Origin of the sequence: Flavobacterium sp. S87F.05.LMB.W.Kidney.N (assembly GCF_004366435.1) — a bacterium.
Taxonomy (GTDB): domain Bacteria; phylum Bacteroidota; class Bacteroidia; order Flavobacteriales; family Flavobacteriaceae; genus Flavobacterium.
In genome coordinates this window covers 544877-561361 of the sequence record NZ_SODX01000003.1, presented here as the reverse complement: position 1 = coordinate 561361, position 16485 = coordinate 544877, and the positions used below count along the sequence as shown (strand labels likewise).

General features: G+C 34.0%; 11 protein-coding genes and 1 pseudogene. 2 read left to right on the top strand and 10 right to left on the bottom strand.

Going from position 1 to position 16485, the window contains the following annotated elements:
* Positions 1-58: 58 nt before the first annotated feature.
* A complete protein-coding gene (locus EDB96_RS11660) occupies positions 59-667 on the bottom strand; it encodes a hypothetical protein (protein ID WP_410503720.1) in 609 nt (202 codons plus the stop codon).
* Here EDB96_RS11660 and EDB96_RS11655 point away from each other — a divergent pair.
* Positions 632-1339, top strand: a pseudogene (locus EDB96_RS11655) (AAA family ATPase); the annotation flags it as partial. The gene EDB96_RS11660 and the pseudogene EDB96_RS11655 overlap by 36 nt on opposite strands.
* 49 nt (positions 1340-1388) lie before the next feature.
* Here the strand turns inward: EDB96_RS11655 and EDB96_RS11650 are convergent.
* The 8 genes from EDB96_RS11650 to ychF form a co-directional block, all read right to left on the bottom strand.
* Positions 1389-4106 carry a DNA gyrase/topoisomerase IV subunit A gene (locus EDB96_RS11650; protein ID WP_134140908.1) on the bottom strand — a complete coding sequence of 906 codons (2718 nt, stop codon included), beginning with the start codon at positions 4104-4106 and terminating at the stop codon, positions 1389-1391.
* Positions 4107-4163: 57 nt separating this feature from the next.
* Complete coding sequence (locus EDB96_RS11645) at positions 4164-6032, bottom strand: DNA topoisomerase IV subunit B (protein ID WP_057118705.1); 1869 nt, start codon at positions 6030-6032, stop codon at positions 4164-4166.
* Between the two features lie 163 nt (positions 6033-6195).
* Entirely contained in the window at positions 6196-7371 is a 1176-nt protein-coding gene (gene pncB / locus EDB96_RS11640; RefSeq protein WP_134140906.1) for a nicotinate phosphoribosyltransferase, read from the bottom strand.
* Between the two features lie 46 nt (positions 7372-7417).
* Positions 7418-8398 (bottom strand): transglutaminase domain-containing protein, encoded by a 981-nt coding sequence (locus EDB96_RS11635; protein ID WP_134140904.1) that lies wholly within the window; start codon positions 8396-8398, stop codon positions 7418-7420.
* Complete coding sequence (locus EDB96_RS11630) at positions 8399-8923, bottom strand: NADPH-dependent FMN reductase (protein WP_134140902.1); 525 nt, start codon at positions 8921-8923, stop codon at positions 8399-8401. It abuts the gene before it with no gap.
* Positions 8924-8990: 67 nt separating this feature from the next.
* A complete protein-coding gene (locus EDB96_RS11625; RefSeq protein WP_134140900.1) occupies positions 8991-9911 on the bottom strand; it encodes a YihY/virulence factor BrkB family protein in 921 nt (306 codons plus the stop codon).
* Between the two features lie 114 nt (positions 9912-10025).
* Positions 10026-10703, bottom strand: a complete 678-nt coding sequence (locus EDB96_RS11620) for a TIGR02117 family protein (protein ID WP_134140898.1) — start codon at positions 10701-10703, stop codon at positions 10026-10028.
* 273 nt (positions 10704-10976) lie between these two features.
* A complete protein-coding gene (gene ychF, locus EDB96_RS11615) occupies positions 10977-12071 on the bottom strand; it encodes a redox-regulated ATPase YchF (protein WP_057118715.1) in 1095 nt (364 codons plus the stop codon).
* A 294-nt stretch (positions 12072-12365) separates the two neighbouring features.
* On the opposite strand from ychF, the gene EDB96_RS11610 reads away from it, so the two are divergent.
* Positions 12366-14999: a TonB-dependent receptor gene (locus EDB96_RS11610; RefSeq protein ID WP_134140896.1), complete on the top strand. Its 2634-nt coding sequence runs from the start codon at positions 12366-12368 to the stop codon at positions 14997-14999.
* A 234-nt stretch (positions 15000-15233) separates the two neighbouring features.
* Here the strand turns inward: EDB96_RS11610 and EDB96_RS11605 are convergent, their stop codons facing one another.
* Positions 15234-16391 (bottom strand): hypothetical protein, encoded by a 1158-nt coding sequence (locus EDB96_RS11605; RefSeq protein ID WP_134140893.1) that lies wholly within the window; start codon positions 16389-16391, stop codon positions 15234-15236.
* Positions 16392-16485 lie beyond the last annotated feature (94 nt).

Here is a 16485-nt window from a genome sequence, read left to right as displayed (position 1 = left end):
AATAATAACTTCCAGATTAACAAAAACGCCGAAAATATAAATTTTCGGCGTTCCTCTTTTAGTCGACAAACATTCTATATGGAAATACATTTGACGATCTATTCTTAAGATTTCTCATGAAGCTATCACATAGATACTCCCATTCCGAATTTGATAAATGTTCCTTTTCTTCTGGATTTGTTTTTATGAAAATATCTACCGTTCGGCTAAAACCTGCTTTTACAGAAATTTCTTTTCGTGTGCCTTTTTCTATTTTAATATCGGTAATCGAATTTTTAAAATGATTAAATCCGAAAGCTTTGATATCAGCAAAAGTTACAATTCTGCCACGGGTTAGTAATGCATTTCTGTACGCTAAAATCCTGTCCTTATTATTTTGCTTGTTTACGCCTCCTACGGTATTAGTCATCAGGGTAACTTTATTGCTTACAAAAAATAAATCTTTGCAGTCTAAAGCTGTTCCTGCTTTAATGTCATTTCCTTCTTCTGCACAGGTTGACCAGTAATTGATAGAAAAATCTTTTCCGACACTTTCATCATTTTTAGGTTTAATCATTAAATATGGATCACTATTCTTAGAAAAATCGCTTTCTTTTGCCTGCTGCTCTACAGAAGCCAGCAATTGGTTGATTTGAGTTTTGATATGTCTGAATTTAAAGAAGAACATTCTGCAGCATTACTACTTGGGTCACCGCCGGGATACGTCGGGTATGAACAGGGAAGCATGCTAGTAAACAAGATTAGACAGAAACCTTATTCTATTGTTTTATTTGATGAAATTGAAAAAGCTCATCCTTCTGTTTTTGATGTTTTTCTTCAAATTATGGACGAAGGAAAACTACACGACCGACTAGGAAAAGAAGGTGATTTCTCTAATGCTATTATTCTTTTTACTTCGAATATTGGTGCAGACCATATTGTTGAAACTTTTAATAGTGGTAAAATTCCTTCCTCAACTTCTTTAATGGAAATTATGGCGAATTATTTCAGACCAGAATTTTTAGGACGTTTAACTGAAATTGCACCTTTTGCGCCTATCAGCAAAGAAAATGCGTTGAAAATATTTGAGATTCATTTGAAAAAAGAGTTTATGGATTTACTCAAAAACATCAATATTAAAGTCGATATTCCAATAGAAGCCAAACTTTATCTGGCTGAAAATGGGTATAATGCTAAATACGGAGCAAGACCGATTAAAAGTATCATTCGAACACATTTAAGAAGACCTTTAGCTAAGAAAATAATCTCAGGAGAAATAAAAGATGGAGATTCTGTTTCTGTAGTCATTGAAAACAATGAAGTAAAATGGATTAAAGAGGAATTTATCTCTCAAAATTAAACTGAATCTAACAAAAAAACGCTAAGATTATCTCTTAGCGTTTTCATTTTTATTCTAAAACAAGGCCTATTTGCCCGTCATCATCTAATTCTGTCCCTACAGAATCATCTTCTGATATTTCAGGTTTCTCTGGAACTTCTTCAACTGGTTCATCGTAAGGAAGCGGATCTAACAAATTAACTTGTTTTAATTTGTCAGTTGTCAACTGATTTCCTAGAGCCTTGAAGCCTTTTACAGCTATAAAATCCTCAACATCAATATGTAAATCTTCTTTTTGAACTCCTTTTACTTTTGCAAAAACCAATTGAGCCACAGGACGATAATCTGTCGACACAATTTCTAATTGCGAATTCGGGTGATCTGTAATAAAGCTTTCTTCCTTACCTTCATTCTCCACAAGAAAACGTTTCAAGAAATAGCGCTCTTTTTCTCCATCATAATAAATTGCCGAAATTGGTTTTTTAGGCTTCCATTTTTCCAAAACAATCATATCTTCCTCAAAATGAGTTGATAATTCTGGAATAATTACTTTTAATTTTCCTGACTGGCTAATTATTAAGATTTTATCTGTTGGTTTAAATTCTCCAAGCAGTTCTCCTCTTCCATCAACATTTAGACGTTTTACAGTATCATCAAACCAAACTTTTCTTGGCAGTAAAGTCGAAATTCCTTTTTCTTTTAATTCGATTTTCTTGATTGGATATTTTGTTACTAAATTTCCTTTTGATCCACGGCCTTTAATAGCCAGCTTAGCAAAATCAATATCGAATTTCAGTTTCTTAATGGTTCCTATTTGACGCAATAATATGGTTACAACCTCAGCTTCTCCATTTGGATTATGTGAAAAATAAACCACTTGCGAACCATTTGTTCCGTTTGTCAAATCGTATGCTTTGTCACGTGTTACCCCTGTCACATTAAAACGTTTGATATAAGACGGACCCGATTTTCCATCACGGTACATCATGTTATAAATCGTACGTTTATCACTCTTATCAAAAACAGCAACATGAATTATATCTTTACCTATAAACGTTTTAGCGTCTACTTTTGTGATCATCATTGTACCATCTCGTAAAAACACAATTACATCATCGATATCAGAACAATCGGCAACGTATTCGTCTTTCTTTAAGCTGGTTCCAACAAAACCTTCTTCTCGGTTTACGTACAATTTGGTATTACGTAAAACGACTTTGGTTGCTTCGACATTATCAAAAACACGAAGCTCAGTCTGACGTTCACGACCTTTTCCGTATTTTTCTTTTAATTTGGTAAAATACGCAATTGCAAAATCTGTTAAATGCTCCAGATTATGCTCGACTTCTTTCATTTCCTCTTCTAACCTCGAAATCAATTCATCGGCTTTATCAGAGTCAAAACGGGTAATACGAATCATAGGGATTTGAGTCAAACGCTGTAAATCCTCATCAGTGATTTCCCTAACGAATGATTTTTTGAAAGGCTCAAAACGATCGTATAAATATTTGTAAAGCGATTCTCTGTCTCCATACAACTTGAAATCAATATACATTTCTTCGCGAATGAATATTTTTTCTAAAGTAGAGAAATGCCATTTATTTTTTAATTCTTCTAACTGAATTTCTAATTCCTGACGAAGCAAATCTACGGTTCTGTGCGTTGAAATTTTCAACATTTCAGAAACCCCGATAAACAACGGTTTATTATCTTCAATCACACAGCCTAAAGGCGCAACAGAAGTTTCGCATGCTGTAAAAGCAAATAAAGCATCAATTGTTTTATCTGGAGAAACGCCTGGAAAAAGATGAATCAAAATCTCAACATCGGCTGCTGTGTTGTCTTCAATTTTCTTGATTTTGATTTTACCTTTATCATTGGCTTTCAAAATACTATCAATCAAACTTGATGTATTGGTCGAAAACGGAATTTGCGTAATGACCAATGTATTTTTGTCTAATTGCGAAATTTTAGCACGCACACGCACACGCCCGCCGCGCATTCCGTCATTATAGTTGGAAACATCGGCAATACCTGCCGTCATAAAATCAGGGTAAAGCGTAAAAGGCTTTCCTTTTAATATTTTGATCGAAGCATCAATAAGCTCGTTGAAGTTGTGAGGCAGCACTTTTGTAGAAAGTCCAACCGCAATACCTTCTGCACCCTGTGCCAAAAGCAATGGGAATTTTACAGGAAGATTGTTTGGTTCTGCACGACGACCATCATACGAAACACCCCAATCTGTAATTTTTGGAGAGTATAAAACCTCCAAAGCAAATTTAGATAAACGTGCCTCAATGTAACGCGAAGCAGCTGCTCCGTCGCCTGTTAAAATATTACCCCAGTTTCCTTGGCAGTCAATTAGTAGATCTTTTTGACCAATCTGTACCATTGCGTCACCAATACTCGCATCTCCGTGTGGGTGATACTGCATGGTGTGCCCTACTACATTGGCAACTTTGTTATATCGACCATCATCCAGCTCTTTTAAAGAGTGCATAATACGACGCTGAACAGGTTTAAATCCGTCCTCGATAGCAGGAACTGCACGTTCCAGAATTACATACGAAGCATAATCCAAAAACCAGTCTTTGTACATTCCCGTTACTTTTGTAATAACGTCTTCACCTTCTTCTTCTTGGTTTTCGTAAAAATGCTGTCCTTCAAAATGCTTAGCATCTACATCGATAATCTCATCGTCATCTCCATCTTGATTATCCATCAGGTTTTCATCTGAATTATTCTCGTCGTCGTTTGGAATTATGTTATCGTCTTCTTCGTCTTTCATATATTTTGTTCAGTATAACTACTAAAAAATTCTTCTATAATTCTTTTATTCTTTCTTCTAAACCTCTACCAATTCATCAATCTCCACCTTCAAATTCTTGATAATAAAATCTTGTCTGTCTGGAGTATTTTTCCCCATATAGAAAGATAATAATTGCTCAATAGAAGTGTTTTTGTCCATCATAACAGGATCAAGGCGAATAGTTTCTCCAATAAAGTTTTTGAACTCATCTGGAGAAATCTCTCCCAAACCTTTAAATCGGGTGATTTCTGGTTTTGGTTTTAGTTTTTCAATGGCTTCTTTTCTTTCTTCTTCAGAATAACAGTAAATGGTTTCTTTTTTGTTTCGAACCCTGAAAAGAGGCGTCTGCAAAATGTACAAATGCCCTTCTTTGATTAATTCTGGAAAAAACTGTAAAAAGAAAGTAATCAAAAGCAAACGAATGTGCATTCCGTCGACATCGGCATCGGTTGCGATTACGATGTTGTTGTAACGTAATTTTTCTAGTCCGTCTTCGATATCTAAGGCTGCTTGAAGCAAGTTGAATTCTTCATTCTCATACACAATTTTTTTCGTCATTCCGTATGAATTCAAAGGCTTACCACGCAAACTGAAAACGGCTTGCGTATTCACGTCGCGTGACTTTGTAATCGACCCGGAAGCCGAATCTCCCTCGGTAATAAAAAGAGTGCTTTCTAAGTTTCTTGGGTTTTTGGTATCTGGAAGATGCGCGCGGCAGTCTCTTAATTTTTTATTATGAAGATTGGCCTTTTTAGCACGATCTGTAGCCAGTTTTCTAATTCCTGATAATTCTTTACGTTCGCGTTCTGCCTGTAGAATTTTACGCAATAAGGCTTCGGCAGTCGGCGGGTTTTTATGTAAATAATTATCTAATTTAGTTTTAATGAAATCGTTAACGAAAGTACGAACAGAGACTGGAGGTGTCCCATCATCTGAACCCATATCTGTAGAACCTAATTTTGTTTTGGTCTGAGACTCAAAAACAGGTTCCATTACTTTAATACTAATCGCACTCACAATCGATTTTCTAACATCTGATGCTTCGAAATTCTTATTGTAAAATTCACGAATTGTTTTTACAACAGCTTCACGATAGGCCGCTAGGTGCGTTCCTCCCTGCGTTGTATTCTGACCGTTCACAAAAGAGTGATATTCTTCGCTGTACTGCGTTTTACTGTGTGTTAACGCAACTTCGATATCATGCTCTTTTAAATGGATAATTGGGTATTCTAAATCTTCTTCGCTGATTGTTTCTTCTAATAAATCGCGAAGTCCGTTTTCTGAATAATATTTTTCTCCATTAAAAATAATCGTCAAACCATTGTTCAAATAACAATAGTTTTTGACCATTTTGATCACATATTCTAAACGGAATTTATAGTTTTTGAAGATCGTTTCATCTGGCGTAAAAGTCACTTTGGTTCCTTTACGTTTTGTTGTATCAATTACATCTTCTTCTGAAACTAAATTTCCTGCAGAAAACTCCGCCGCTTTTTGTTTATCGTCACGAACAGATTCTACACGGAAATAATTGGAAAGCGCATTTACCGCTTTTGTTCCGACACCATTCAAACCAACTGATTTTTGAAAAGCTTTAGAATCGTATTTTCCACCTGTATTCATTTTCGAAACTACATCGACAACTTTTCCTAACGGAATTCCACGTCCGTAATCACGAACGGAAACCGTTTTATCCTTGATTGTCACTTCAATAGTTTTTCCAGAGCCCATTACGAACTCATCGATACAGTTATCTAAAACCTCTTTTAAAAGAATGTAAATACCATCGTCTGGAGAAGAACCGTCTCCCAACTTTCCGATGTACATCCCTGGACGCATACGAATATGTTCTTTCCAGTCGAGTGATCGAATATTATCTTCGGTATATTGATTTTGCTCTAGCATAAGGTGAATTGGATTTTTGGCTAATGTACCATTTATCGGTAAAAAATGAAAGCGTATTTTTTTTTTGTTATGAATAATAACAGTTTAAAAATCTATTTAAATTGATTTTAAAATAAAACGGACGCTAAAATTATCAAAAAACTGCATTTTCAGCAAAAAAATACTATTTGATTCCGAGTACTTGTTTTGCCAAAGTAATCATTTCGGGAGTTCCAGTATTTTTATTTTTTTCGTCAGAAAGCTTTACTACGCCCTGCCAATGTATATTATCGGGTTTTGTGTCGGTTAATTTGATAACCATATTCATGGCAGGAAGACCAACATCATTAGTGAAATTTGTTCCGATTCCAAATGACGTTTTGATTTTGTCCTGACAAAAATCGACAATCTTTTTTACTTTATCGTAATTCAATGAATCTGAAAAAACAATAGCTTTCGATTTAGGATCAATTCCCATTTTAACGTAATGTGAAATCACTTTTTGGGCAAACTCAATTGGGTCACCGCTGTCGTGTCTTACACCGTCAAAAAGCTTGGAATATTTTTTATCAAATTGATTGAAAAATATTTCTGTAGTGTAAGTATCTGTTAAGGCAATTCCGAGGTCGCCTCCATAAACTTGCGTCCAATGTTCTAAACTTATAGAATTGGCCATTTTAAAGCCATATTGTGCGGCATGAAACATAAACCATTCATGGGCATGCGTGCCTAAAGGCCTTCTGTTATTGACCATTGCAAAATGCACATTACTGGTGCCAATAAAACTTTGTCCTCCGTATGCCTTCAAAGTTTCATTTACCAAATCATGTACATCATACGAATGACGGCGTCTTGTGCCGAATTCTAAAACCGAAACTCCCAATTTATTGTAATTGTCAATTTTCTCTTTTGTCAAATCTTTTATCGCTTCATCATTCAATCGAATTAAATGATTTGACTTGTAAAAAAGTTCTGAAATCAAAGCCATCAAAGGTACTTCCCACAAAATGGTTCTGTACCAAAATCCTTCAACAGTAACTTTTATTTCTGAACCTTCCTGGCTAATCTGCACTTCAGATGGATCAAAACTATAACCTTGCAGAAAATCTAAATAAGTTGGATCAAGATAAGGGCAATAATGTGATAAATAACTTTTTTCTTCTTTCGTTAACCGAAGATCTGCCATTGCATCTACAGAATGTCGAAGCAAATCTGCAAAGCCAGCTGGAAAAATATGTTTTCCTCGATTTATAAATCCGTAGCGAACTTTTGCCTTAGGAAAAAGCTTTATTACAGCATGCTGCATTGTAAATTTGTAGAAATCATTGTCTAAAATAGATTTCAGGAAAGTTGTTTCCATAGCTTTTTAATTCGAATCATTACTTGCTAAGATACGTCAATTAAATCTATTTTGGAAGTATTTTGAAAGACACAACACTACTCGTATTTACAAAAATAGTAATATAGTCTCCTACGTTATTATCAATAAGAATTTGAAATTCTAAACCGCCTCGTTTCTCTTTTGGATTTTGAACTTTAACTGCCTGATTCTTTTTATTGAGATAAAAAACCTGATTTGATTTTGAAACATTTTTGATTTCAAAATCGATTTTATCTCCTCTCCTAACCTCTAAAATTCCAGAATCTGGAGCTTTTATTTTATAATCTTCCTCGATTGTTTTATTATAAATTAAAGGCCCGTTTAAGAAATCTTCTTTGCTTAATCTATTTCCTAAAAAAGAACCCGAATCTGGAAAATGTTTAGCAAAGAAATAATCGGGATCTGTATCGAAATAAATAGGCGCAAAATCATTTACCATTCTGCCTTTACTGCTGTCATAGTAACCCTGCCCCCAAGTTACATCAATTAAACGCCACTTTTTATCAATCAAAACCATATTCCAGGCATGATTAGAAGATGTTGTTTTTCGTCCGATATCACGAACTGAAGTTTTAGAATCTCCACGGATTATTTCACATTTAATTCCCACTAAAGAAGCCAAATGCTGATATAAAGCCGTAAAGCCTTCACAAACTGCTTTTTTTGAAGTAAATGCTGTTTGAATTAGATCATCATTGAGCTGTTTTATTTTTCGCTGCTTTTCGGCTTCTGACGAATAAGTAAAACCGCGCACTCTTGGCGGATTCAAATAAGCATTATAATCGTATTTTATATTGAGAGCAATCCAAGTGTAAATAGCACGTGCGCGATCATAATCCGAATTAAAATCATTCTCGATTTTATCGGCTAACTTTTCTGTAGTATTAAAGCTTTTAGGATATTTTGCAACGATTTTATCTACTTCATTAAGCTTTTGAGCAAAAGTAAAATTTAGAAAAAAATAGTGCAGGAAAAGAAATATAAAAGCAGGTTTGGGTATTCTCATTTAAAAACAATCTTTAATAATATCTCTTAACTCTTTGTCTAATTCAGCATTAGAAATTTGATTTTTCTCTAAATCAAAATTGGCATTAAATGCTGGAAGCGAAAATGAAGCTTTAATTTCGGCACCATATCTTGGTAGAGCATTACGAGCTATTTCTAGAACAGATGCTCCACCTCTTGTTCCTGGCGACGTAGCCATAAGTAACATCGGCTTTTTCTGAAAGACTTCTTTATTAATTCTGGAACTCCAATCGAATATATTTTTAAATGCCGTTGAATAGTTGTTATTATTTTCTGCCAAAGAAACTACTAATATATCTGCACTGGCAATTTTTGCAAGAAATGCTTTTGCAAGTTCATGCTGACCAACTTCTTTCTCAATGTCAACACTGAATAAAGGCATAGCAAAATCATTAAGATCTAAAACTTCAACCTCAGCATTTTCAAACAAACTTGATGCATAAGTCGCTAAACGCTTATTGATTGAATGCTGGCTGTTACTTCCTCCAAAGGCTATTATTTTCATATTCGTGGTATTTATTTTATTTCAATAACAAAGTTCTTGCCACAATTATAAAGATTAATATTTGCGGCTAAGCTTTATTTTCGATCTCGTAAATCTCTTTTTGAATCTCAACTGAATATTCGTTCGGATAAATTTTTCCACCGTACGATTTTGCGTATACTTTCGTAAATTCTGCTCCAAAATACAGAATAATTGCCGAATAATAAACCCAAACCAGAATTATTATCACAGATCCAGCTGCGCCATAAACAGAGGCTACAGTAGAACTTCCCAAGTAAAAACCAATAGCAAATTTACCAATCATAAAAAGTACCGCTGTAACTCCTGAACCTATAAAAGCATCTTTCCATCTTATTTTTCCGTCTGGTAAAGTCCTGAAAATAATAGTAAAAAGCAGTGTTATACTAGCCAGCACAATTACAACATTGACCACATAAAACAAATAAACAGTGCTTTCTGGAAAATATATTTTTAAGCGTGAGCTCACTAAATCTAATGTTGTATTTACCAAAAGACTGACCAGCATTAAAAAACCTACTGATGCAATCATAGAAAAAGACATTAATCGATTTTGAATAAACTTTTTAACTCCTTTATCCGGCTTGGCACGTAATCCCCAAATAAAATTAATAGAACTTTGTATTTCGGCAAAAACCCCAGAAGCTCCAATTAACAGCATCACAACTCCAAAGACGGTTGCAAACATATTATCACCAGACAATTGAACATTTTTTATTGCTTCCTGAATTTGACTTGCTGCACTATTGCCAACCATTCCGTTTATTTGTCCGTATAATTGACCAGTCACAGCATCTTCTCCAAAGAAAAAACCACAAATAGTAATGATGATAATCAACAAAGGAGGCAATGCAAATATGGTATAATAAGATAAAGCAGCACTTAGCTTGATAGCATTGTCATCGTTGAATTCTAAAAAGGTGTTTTTCAATAGAAACCATGACTTGGAGAATATATTTTTGATTTTCATTTGCTGATTTTTTGAGATACTCTCAAATTTACGCATTAATCAAAATCTTAAATTCTCGTTTTTTAGTGGAATCTTATATTTTTTCCATGTTAGTTTAAGATTAAAGCAGAATATTTATTGATAATGACAAAAAATCCCTTTATCATAAACCGTCCATAAACTTGCTTTTTGATTGGCGGCTTTCAAAGCAGAATTTGCCCAAGTATTACAAGTATAAAAAAGACTGTAACTTCCTTTTGCTTCATAAAAAGCATCTTTTTTTCCGTAACTGTGACCTTCAATCCATTGCGGGTGAATAGGGTCGCTGAAACTTTCAGATATGTAAGAAACTAATTTTTGATAATTTTCTTTTGAGACTAAAATACGTTTGCAATCTTCTCCCTCTTTTAATTGTTTGAAAAATGTAGTGTGCATAGCTGATGAACTTACCCCAAAAGCTGCTTTTAAAGCTGTACTGGCTTTTAAATCTGACCATTCTGGAGTATCGAGATAAAAACCTTTATCGCCCCAGCCGAAAGCGATAAAATTCATTACTGAATCTTTAGATTGAGTTTGACTGAATTGAATTTCGTTTCTCCAATCTTTAATTTCATTTTTTATCGGAACGACAATATCGGTATGAACACCGTTTGAAAGTATGTAAATGGGAATTGCATTTTGTTCCTCAACTTTTACAACATCTGAATTGACTGTAATTTTAGAAATGAAATAAACAGAAACCACATAAAGAACAAGAAAAGTGAAGATTCCGAAAAGTGCCCAGCCCAGAAATTTGAAGGTTTTTTTTAGCATTTTTGATTAATTGATTTTAGATTAGTAATTGGTTATTTTTTCTGTAACCAATTTTTGAGCCAAAAATTTTGCTTCCTGAAGATAGTACACGGATTTTACGGATTCGTTTTTGCGAAAGCGCGGATTTTACACGGTTTTTTTGTTTTATTTTGTAGAAAAATCAAAATACAGACGCATAGTGAAGGCTCATTCTTAAAAATAAAAAAACTGCTGAATTTCTCCAGCAGTTTTAAATCTATTTTCTTGTTTCTTTCTTCAATTATCTAAAAAAAATTAAACGTTGAAACGGAAGTGCATTACATCACCATCTTTTACTACGTATTCTTTTCCTTCCACTTTAAATTTTCCAGCTTCTTTTGCTTTTGCTTCAGAGCCGTATTGAACGTAATCATCGTATGAAATAACTTCAGCACGGATGAAACCTTTTTCAAAATCTGTATGAATAACTCCAGCTGCTTGAGGCGCAGTCGCTCCAATGTTGATTGTCCAAGCACGAACTTCTTTTACACCTGCTGTAAAGTATGTTTGTTGTTTTAGCAATTTGTAAGCTGCACGAATTAAAACTGAAGCTCCAGGTTCTTGTAATCCCATATCTTCAAGGAAAACCTGACGCTCTTCATAACTTTCTAACTCAGTGATATCAGCCTCTGCCCCTACTGAAAGTACAATAACTTCAGCATCTTCATCTTTTACTAACTCACGAACTTGATCTACATATTTGTTTCCGTTTACGGCAGAATTTTCATCAACATTACAAACATACAAAACTGGTTTTGCAGTAATTAACTGAAAAGATTCCATTAAAACTTCTTCGTCATTACTTTGAGGAGTAATTGTACGAGCCGATTTAGCCTGTAATAATGCTTCTCTGATTCTGTCTAAAAGTGCTTTTTCAGTCTGCGCTTCTTTATTTCCAGTTTTAGCGGCACGATTTACTTTTTCCAAACGTTTTTCAACAGTTTCTAAATCTTTTAGCTGTAACTCGATATCAATAGTTTCTTTATCACGAATTGGATTTACATTTCCGTCAACGTGAACAATATTATCATTGTCAAAACAACGTAAAACGTGAATAATAGCATTACACTCTCTAATGTTTCCTAAGAACTGGTTTCCAAGACCTTCACCTTTACTTGCTCCTTTTACCAAACCTGCAATATCTACGATATCTACAGTTGCCATTTGAACGCGTTCTGGTTTAACCAATTCTTCCAATTTGTTGATTCTTGGATCTGGAACGTTTACAACACCAATATTAGGTTCGATTGTACAAAACGGAAAGTTGGCACTTTGCGCTTTTGCATTAGATAAACAATTAAATAATGTTGATTTTCCAACATTTGGTAATCCTACAATTCCTGCTTTCATCTGTTTGTTTCTATATTATTTATTCGGTCTTTATTTAATTAGACCTAAAACATTAAACGTTGTAATTTAATGCCTTATGATTTACGTTTTTCTTGGTTTCTGCCAAAATGATATTTTTTGGCTTTAAAATTTTGCAAATATAAGATTTAATAGCTCTTGCACGAAGTAAAAATGTTCAATAATATAATTTTAAGAGCATTCTTTAAAATTTTTAAACATTTTATTAATTTTTTGTTAAAAAACACTACTTTTATAAAACTAATCAACAAAAAACAAATCAAAAAACCAATAACCATGAGAAAGATTGCATTATTTTTATTTCTGCTGAATTCAGCATTTCTTTTTGCACAAAAAGAAGTCTCGGGTCTTGTAAAAGACAAAACTGGTAATCCACTGCCTGGCGTTAATATTATTGAAAAAGGAACTTCGAATGGAGTATCAACCGATTTTGAAGGTAGTTTTAGAATAAAAGTAAAAGATGGTGCAACATTAGTTTTTAGTTATGTCGGATTTGGAACTGTTGAAAAAACTGTTTCTGGAGATAAATTAGATATTGTTTTAACGGAAAGTGAAGGTCAAATTTTAAATGACGTTGTTGTCGTTGGTTCTAGAAATGCGAAAAGAACCGTTGTAAATTCGGCTGTTCCAATTGATGTAATCAATGTAAAGGACGTTACGACACAAAGTGGAAAAATTGAAATCAACCAATTATTACAATATGTAGCGCCGTCATTTAATGCCAATAAACAATCTGGTTCTGACGGCGCCGATCACGTTGATCCTGCTTCTTTAAGAGGTATGGGGCCTGATCAGACTTTGGTTTTGATTAACGGAAAAAGAAGACATCAATCTTCATTAATTAATTTGTTCGGAACACGCGGACGCGGTAATACGGGAACCGATTTGAACGCAATTCCTGCTGCGTCCATTAAAAGAATTGAGATCCTGCGAGACGGAGCATCTGCACAATATGGTTCTGATGCGATTGCCGGGGTTATCAATATTGTTACTAATGATAATGTAAACGAACTTACTGGTTCTATCACTTATGGCGTTTTTAATACTCACGCAAAAGGTGATTTCCTGCCGGGAACACCAAATACCGAAGGTTTTCGATTGGATAAGAATGGAAACGGAAATTCATACGGAAAGGATCAAGATTTTGATGGAGGTTCTGTAAGGGTTGCGGCAAACTACGGAACAGCAATTGGCAGTAAAGGTGGTTATGTAAATATTACTGGAGAATTTTTAAACAAAAACAAAACATTAAGACCTGCATATGATTTTAGAAAAGGTTTTGGTGATGCTGAAATGCAGGGTGTAAATTTATTTGCAAATCTTGCTATTCCGATTTCTGACAAAACTGAGTTTTATTCTTTTGGAGGAAGTAATTTTAGAGATACTGATGCTTACGCTTTTACCAGAAATGACGGCGAAAGAGTTGTAGAATCTGTTTACCCAGGCGGTTACACTCCGAGAATTACTTCTAAAATTAATGACAATTCGGTGGCTGCGGGAATTAGAACTGAAACTTCTGGCGGTTGGAAATTTGACTTAAGCAATACTTTTGGAAAAAATAAATTTCAATACGAAATAAAAGGAACGATCAATGCTTCTCTCGAAGAAAATTCGCCACATCAATTTGACGCTGGTGGACATAGTTTACTCCAAAACACAACCAATTTTGACATTTCAAAAAATTACGAGGATGTTTTAAGTGGCTTAAATATTGCTTTTGGAACAGAATTTAGAGTTGAAAAATTCGAGATTTTTGCTGGTGAAGAAGGTTCTTACACTACTTATGATACCAACGGACAGCCTATAACAGATCCGACTACACAAAGTGCCCCAATTGACCCAATCTCTGGCGAACCAAGACCAGGAAGTTCACAAGGTTTTCCTGGATACAGTCCGGCAAATGAAGTGAATAAAGATCGTACCAACTTCTCTCTTTATGCAGATGCAGAATTGGATGTTACAGAAGCCTTAATGTTCAGCGGTGCAGTTCGTTTTGAAAACTATAGTGACTTTGGAAGTACTGTAAACGGAAAATTAGCTTCAAGACTTAAAATTACAGATCATATTAATGCCAGAGGATCTGTTAGTACTGGATTCCGTGCACCATCTTTAGCGCAGATTTATTATAATTTACGTTTTACCAATTTCAATGCCAGCGGTGCAACCGAAGTTTTACTGGCTCCAAATGACAGCCCTGTAACTAGAGCTTTTGGAATTGATAAATTAAACGAAGAAAAAGCAGTAAACGCTTCATTAGGATTCACAGGTTCGTTTGGTGATTTTACTGCAACAATCGATGGATATTATATTCAAGTAAAAGATCGTATTGTTCTTACTGGATATTTTGACGCAAGTGCATTAAACCTTGGTGTTTCTGAAGCGCAATTTTTTGCTAATGGAGTAGACACCAGCACACATGGTTTGGATATCGTTTTTTCTTGGAAAAAACAATTTGACTTTGGACAGTTTGGCGCAACACTAGTTGGAAACATTAATGACATGAAAATTGACAAGGTTAAAAATGGCGCTTTAGACGAAGCAACTTTCTTTGGAAAACGTGAAAAAGCCTTTTTATTAGCTTCTGCTCCAGATAATAAATTCGGATTAAATCTTACATATGCTAAAAATAAATTTGATGCTGGATTGGCTTTTACACGTTTCAGTAAAGTCGTTTTAGTAGATTACGCAGACGAAGACGATGTATACAATCCGAGATTAATTACTGATTTAACGGTTGGATATCAATTTACTAAAAGCTTGAAATTAACTCTTGGAAGCAACAACTTATTCAATGTTTATCCAACAAAACAAGATGAACAAGGAAATACAGAAGCTGGAGGTTATTGGGATGCTGTACAAATGGGATTCAGCGGTGCGTACTACTATGCAAGACTTGGATTTAATTTTTAATACGTAAGGGCTTCGACTTCGCTCTGCCTGACAAACTTTGTAGTTATTTCAAGCAGATTTTGCAGATTTCTCTTTTTGTCCTCCTGAGCAAAGTCGAAGGATGCGTAAGAAGTTCAATACTGTAAAAATCTTTGCGGGGCTTCGACTTCGCTCAGCCTGACAATCCATTTATCAATAGTTTATAAATAAAAAATCCTGAACAATTAAGTTCAGGATTTTTTTCTGTTTATATAATTACAATTTAAATTCTAAAGAGGCAATAATTGCTTTTTCTTCATCAGTAGCGGTAAAACCAGAAATATCCCAATAATTGGTTAAGATTTTATTTCGTTTATTAAAAAGGGATTTTTCTTTAAAGACATCACTTTCGCTATACGTGAAGTTTTGTTTATTAAAACCTGTCGTCACAAAACTATTTCTGACTTGAATATTTTTAGCTTTATCTTTTAAAATCACGGTATATCCAATTTCTTCATTAGAACTTAGCAGATAATAATCGGTTCCATCCCAGCGATAATTCACTTTTACAAACGATTTGGTAATATTTTTGTCTCCAACCTTTGTTTTATCTTCTATTTTATCAAGACTCGCCGGAGTTACAGATATAGTAAATTCTAAAATTATTTTTTTTACTGGATCATAAATAATCTCAAAATTATCGACTGCCTCTTTAGCTTTATCCAGCGGATTAACCGACATTACGTAATACTCTTTATTTTTAGCATGACCTTTAATAGTAAAATCATATTCTTTCTTTGCTTTAGAATCTAACAAAGGTTCAAAATATTTAAAATTTGAATAATTTTCCATTATATTATTCAAATTATATCCCATTAAATCTGCGCTTACATCTGTTTCCAGTAATCCGTAAGAGCGGTTTTGTTCTACCAGTAAAGTGGTTGTGTTATTTTTATTGAATTGAAAATTAACCAATCCGTCATTGTAGTAGGAATATTGATTGTCGAGCATAAAAAATTCTCGAACATAAACTTTTAATCGATGTGAAATACTTATTTTATCTTTTGAATTTGAAACTATTTTTTGAAGTGTTTTTTGAGGATTTTCTTTTGATACAACAACTTCATCTAAGTTTTCTTTCTTGTTTTTGAGGTAAACTATAAATTCATTTTCTTTTAAAGAAGTCCAGCGCATTGTCAGATTTTCATAATTCATTTCTGAAACCTGCACATTTGAACCGCCGTTTAAAACAAATGTAACTTTACCATCTTCGTTAGTCAGCAAAACTTGTTTGGTTTTTAAGATAACCACAGTTGCATTTTCGATTGGCTGTAAAGTTTCAATATCTTTTACAAGAATAGAATACTCTTCGCTTTGTGCAAAAACGCTTACATTGTTAAGTAATACGACCAATAAAAGTAGTAGTTTCTTCATAGGCGTTATTAAATTTTCAACTAAAGTATTAAATTTTTGTTAATAAATCAATACTCAAAAATAAATCATTAGTTATCAATACAATAAGATTTCG

Bases quoted from the DNA above. Each gene is read 5' to 3' on its own strand.
- EDB96_RS11660 (WP_410503720.1), bottom strand. From the start codon at position 667: ATGTTCTTCTTTAAATTCAGACATATCAAAACTCAAATCAACCAATTG.
- EDB96_RS11650 (WP_134140908.1), bottom strand. From the start codon at position 4,106: ATGAAAGACGAAGAAGACGATAACATAATTCCAAACGACGACGAGAAT.
- EDB96_RS11645 (WP_057118705.1), bottom strand. From the start codon at position 6,032: ATGCTAGAGCAAAATCAATATACCGAAGATAATATTCGATCACTCGAC.
- pncB (WP_134140906.1), bottom strand. From the start codon at position 7,371: ATGGAAACAACTTTCCTGAAATCTATTTTAGACAATGATTTCTACAAA.
- EDB96_RS11635 (WP_134140904.1), bottom strand. From the start codon at position 8,398: ATGAGAATACCCAAACCTGCTTTTATATTTCTTTTCCTGCACTATTTT.
- EDB96_RS11630 (WP_134140902.1), bottom strand. From the start codon at position 8,923: ATGAAAATAATAGCCTTTGGAGGAAGTAACAGCCAGCATTCAATCAAT.
- EDB96_RS11625 (WP_134140900.1), bottom strand. From the start codon at position 9,911: ATGAAAATCAAAAATATATTCTCCAAGTCATGGTTTCTATTGAAAAAC.
- EDB96_RS11620 (WP_134140898.1), bottom strand. From the start codon at position 10,703: ATGCTAAAAAAAACCTTCAAATTTCTGGGCTGGGCACTTTTCGGAATC.
- ychF (WP_057118715.1), bottom strand. From the start codon at position 12,071: ATGAAAGCAGGAATTGTAGGATTACCAAATGTTGGAAAATCAACATTA.
- EDB96_RS11610 (WP_134140896.1), top strand. From the start codon at position 12,366: ATGAGAAAGATTGCATTATTTTTATTTCTGCTGAATTCAGCATTTCTT.
- EDB96_RS11605 (WP_134140893.1), bottom strand. From the start codon at position 16,391: ATGAAGAAACTACTACTTTTATTGGTCGTATTACTTAACAATGTAAGC.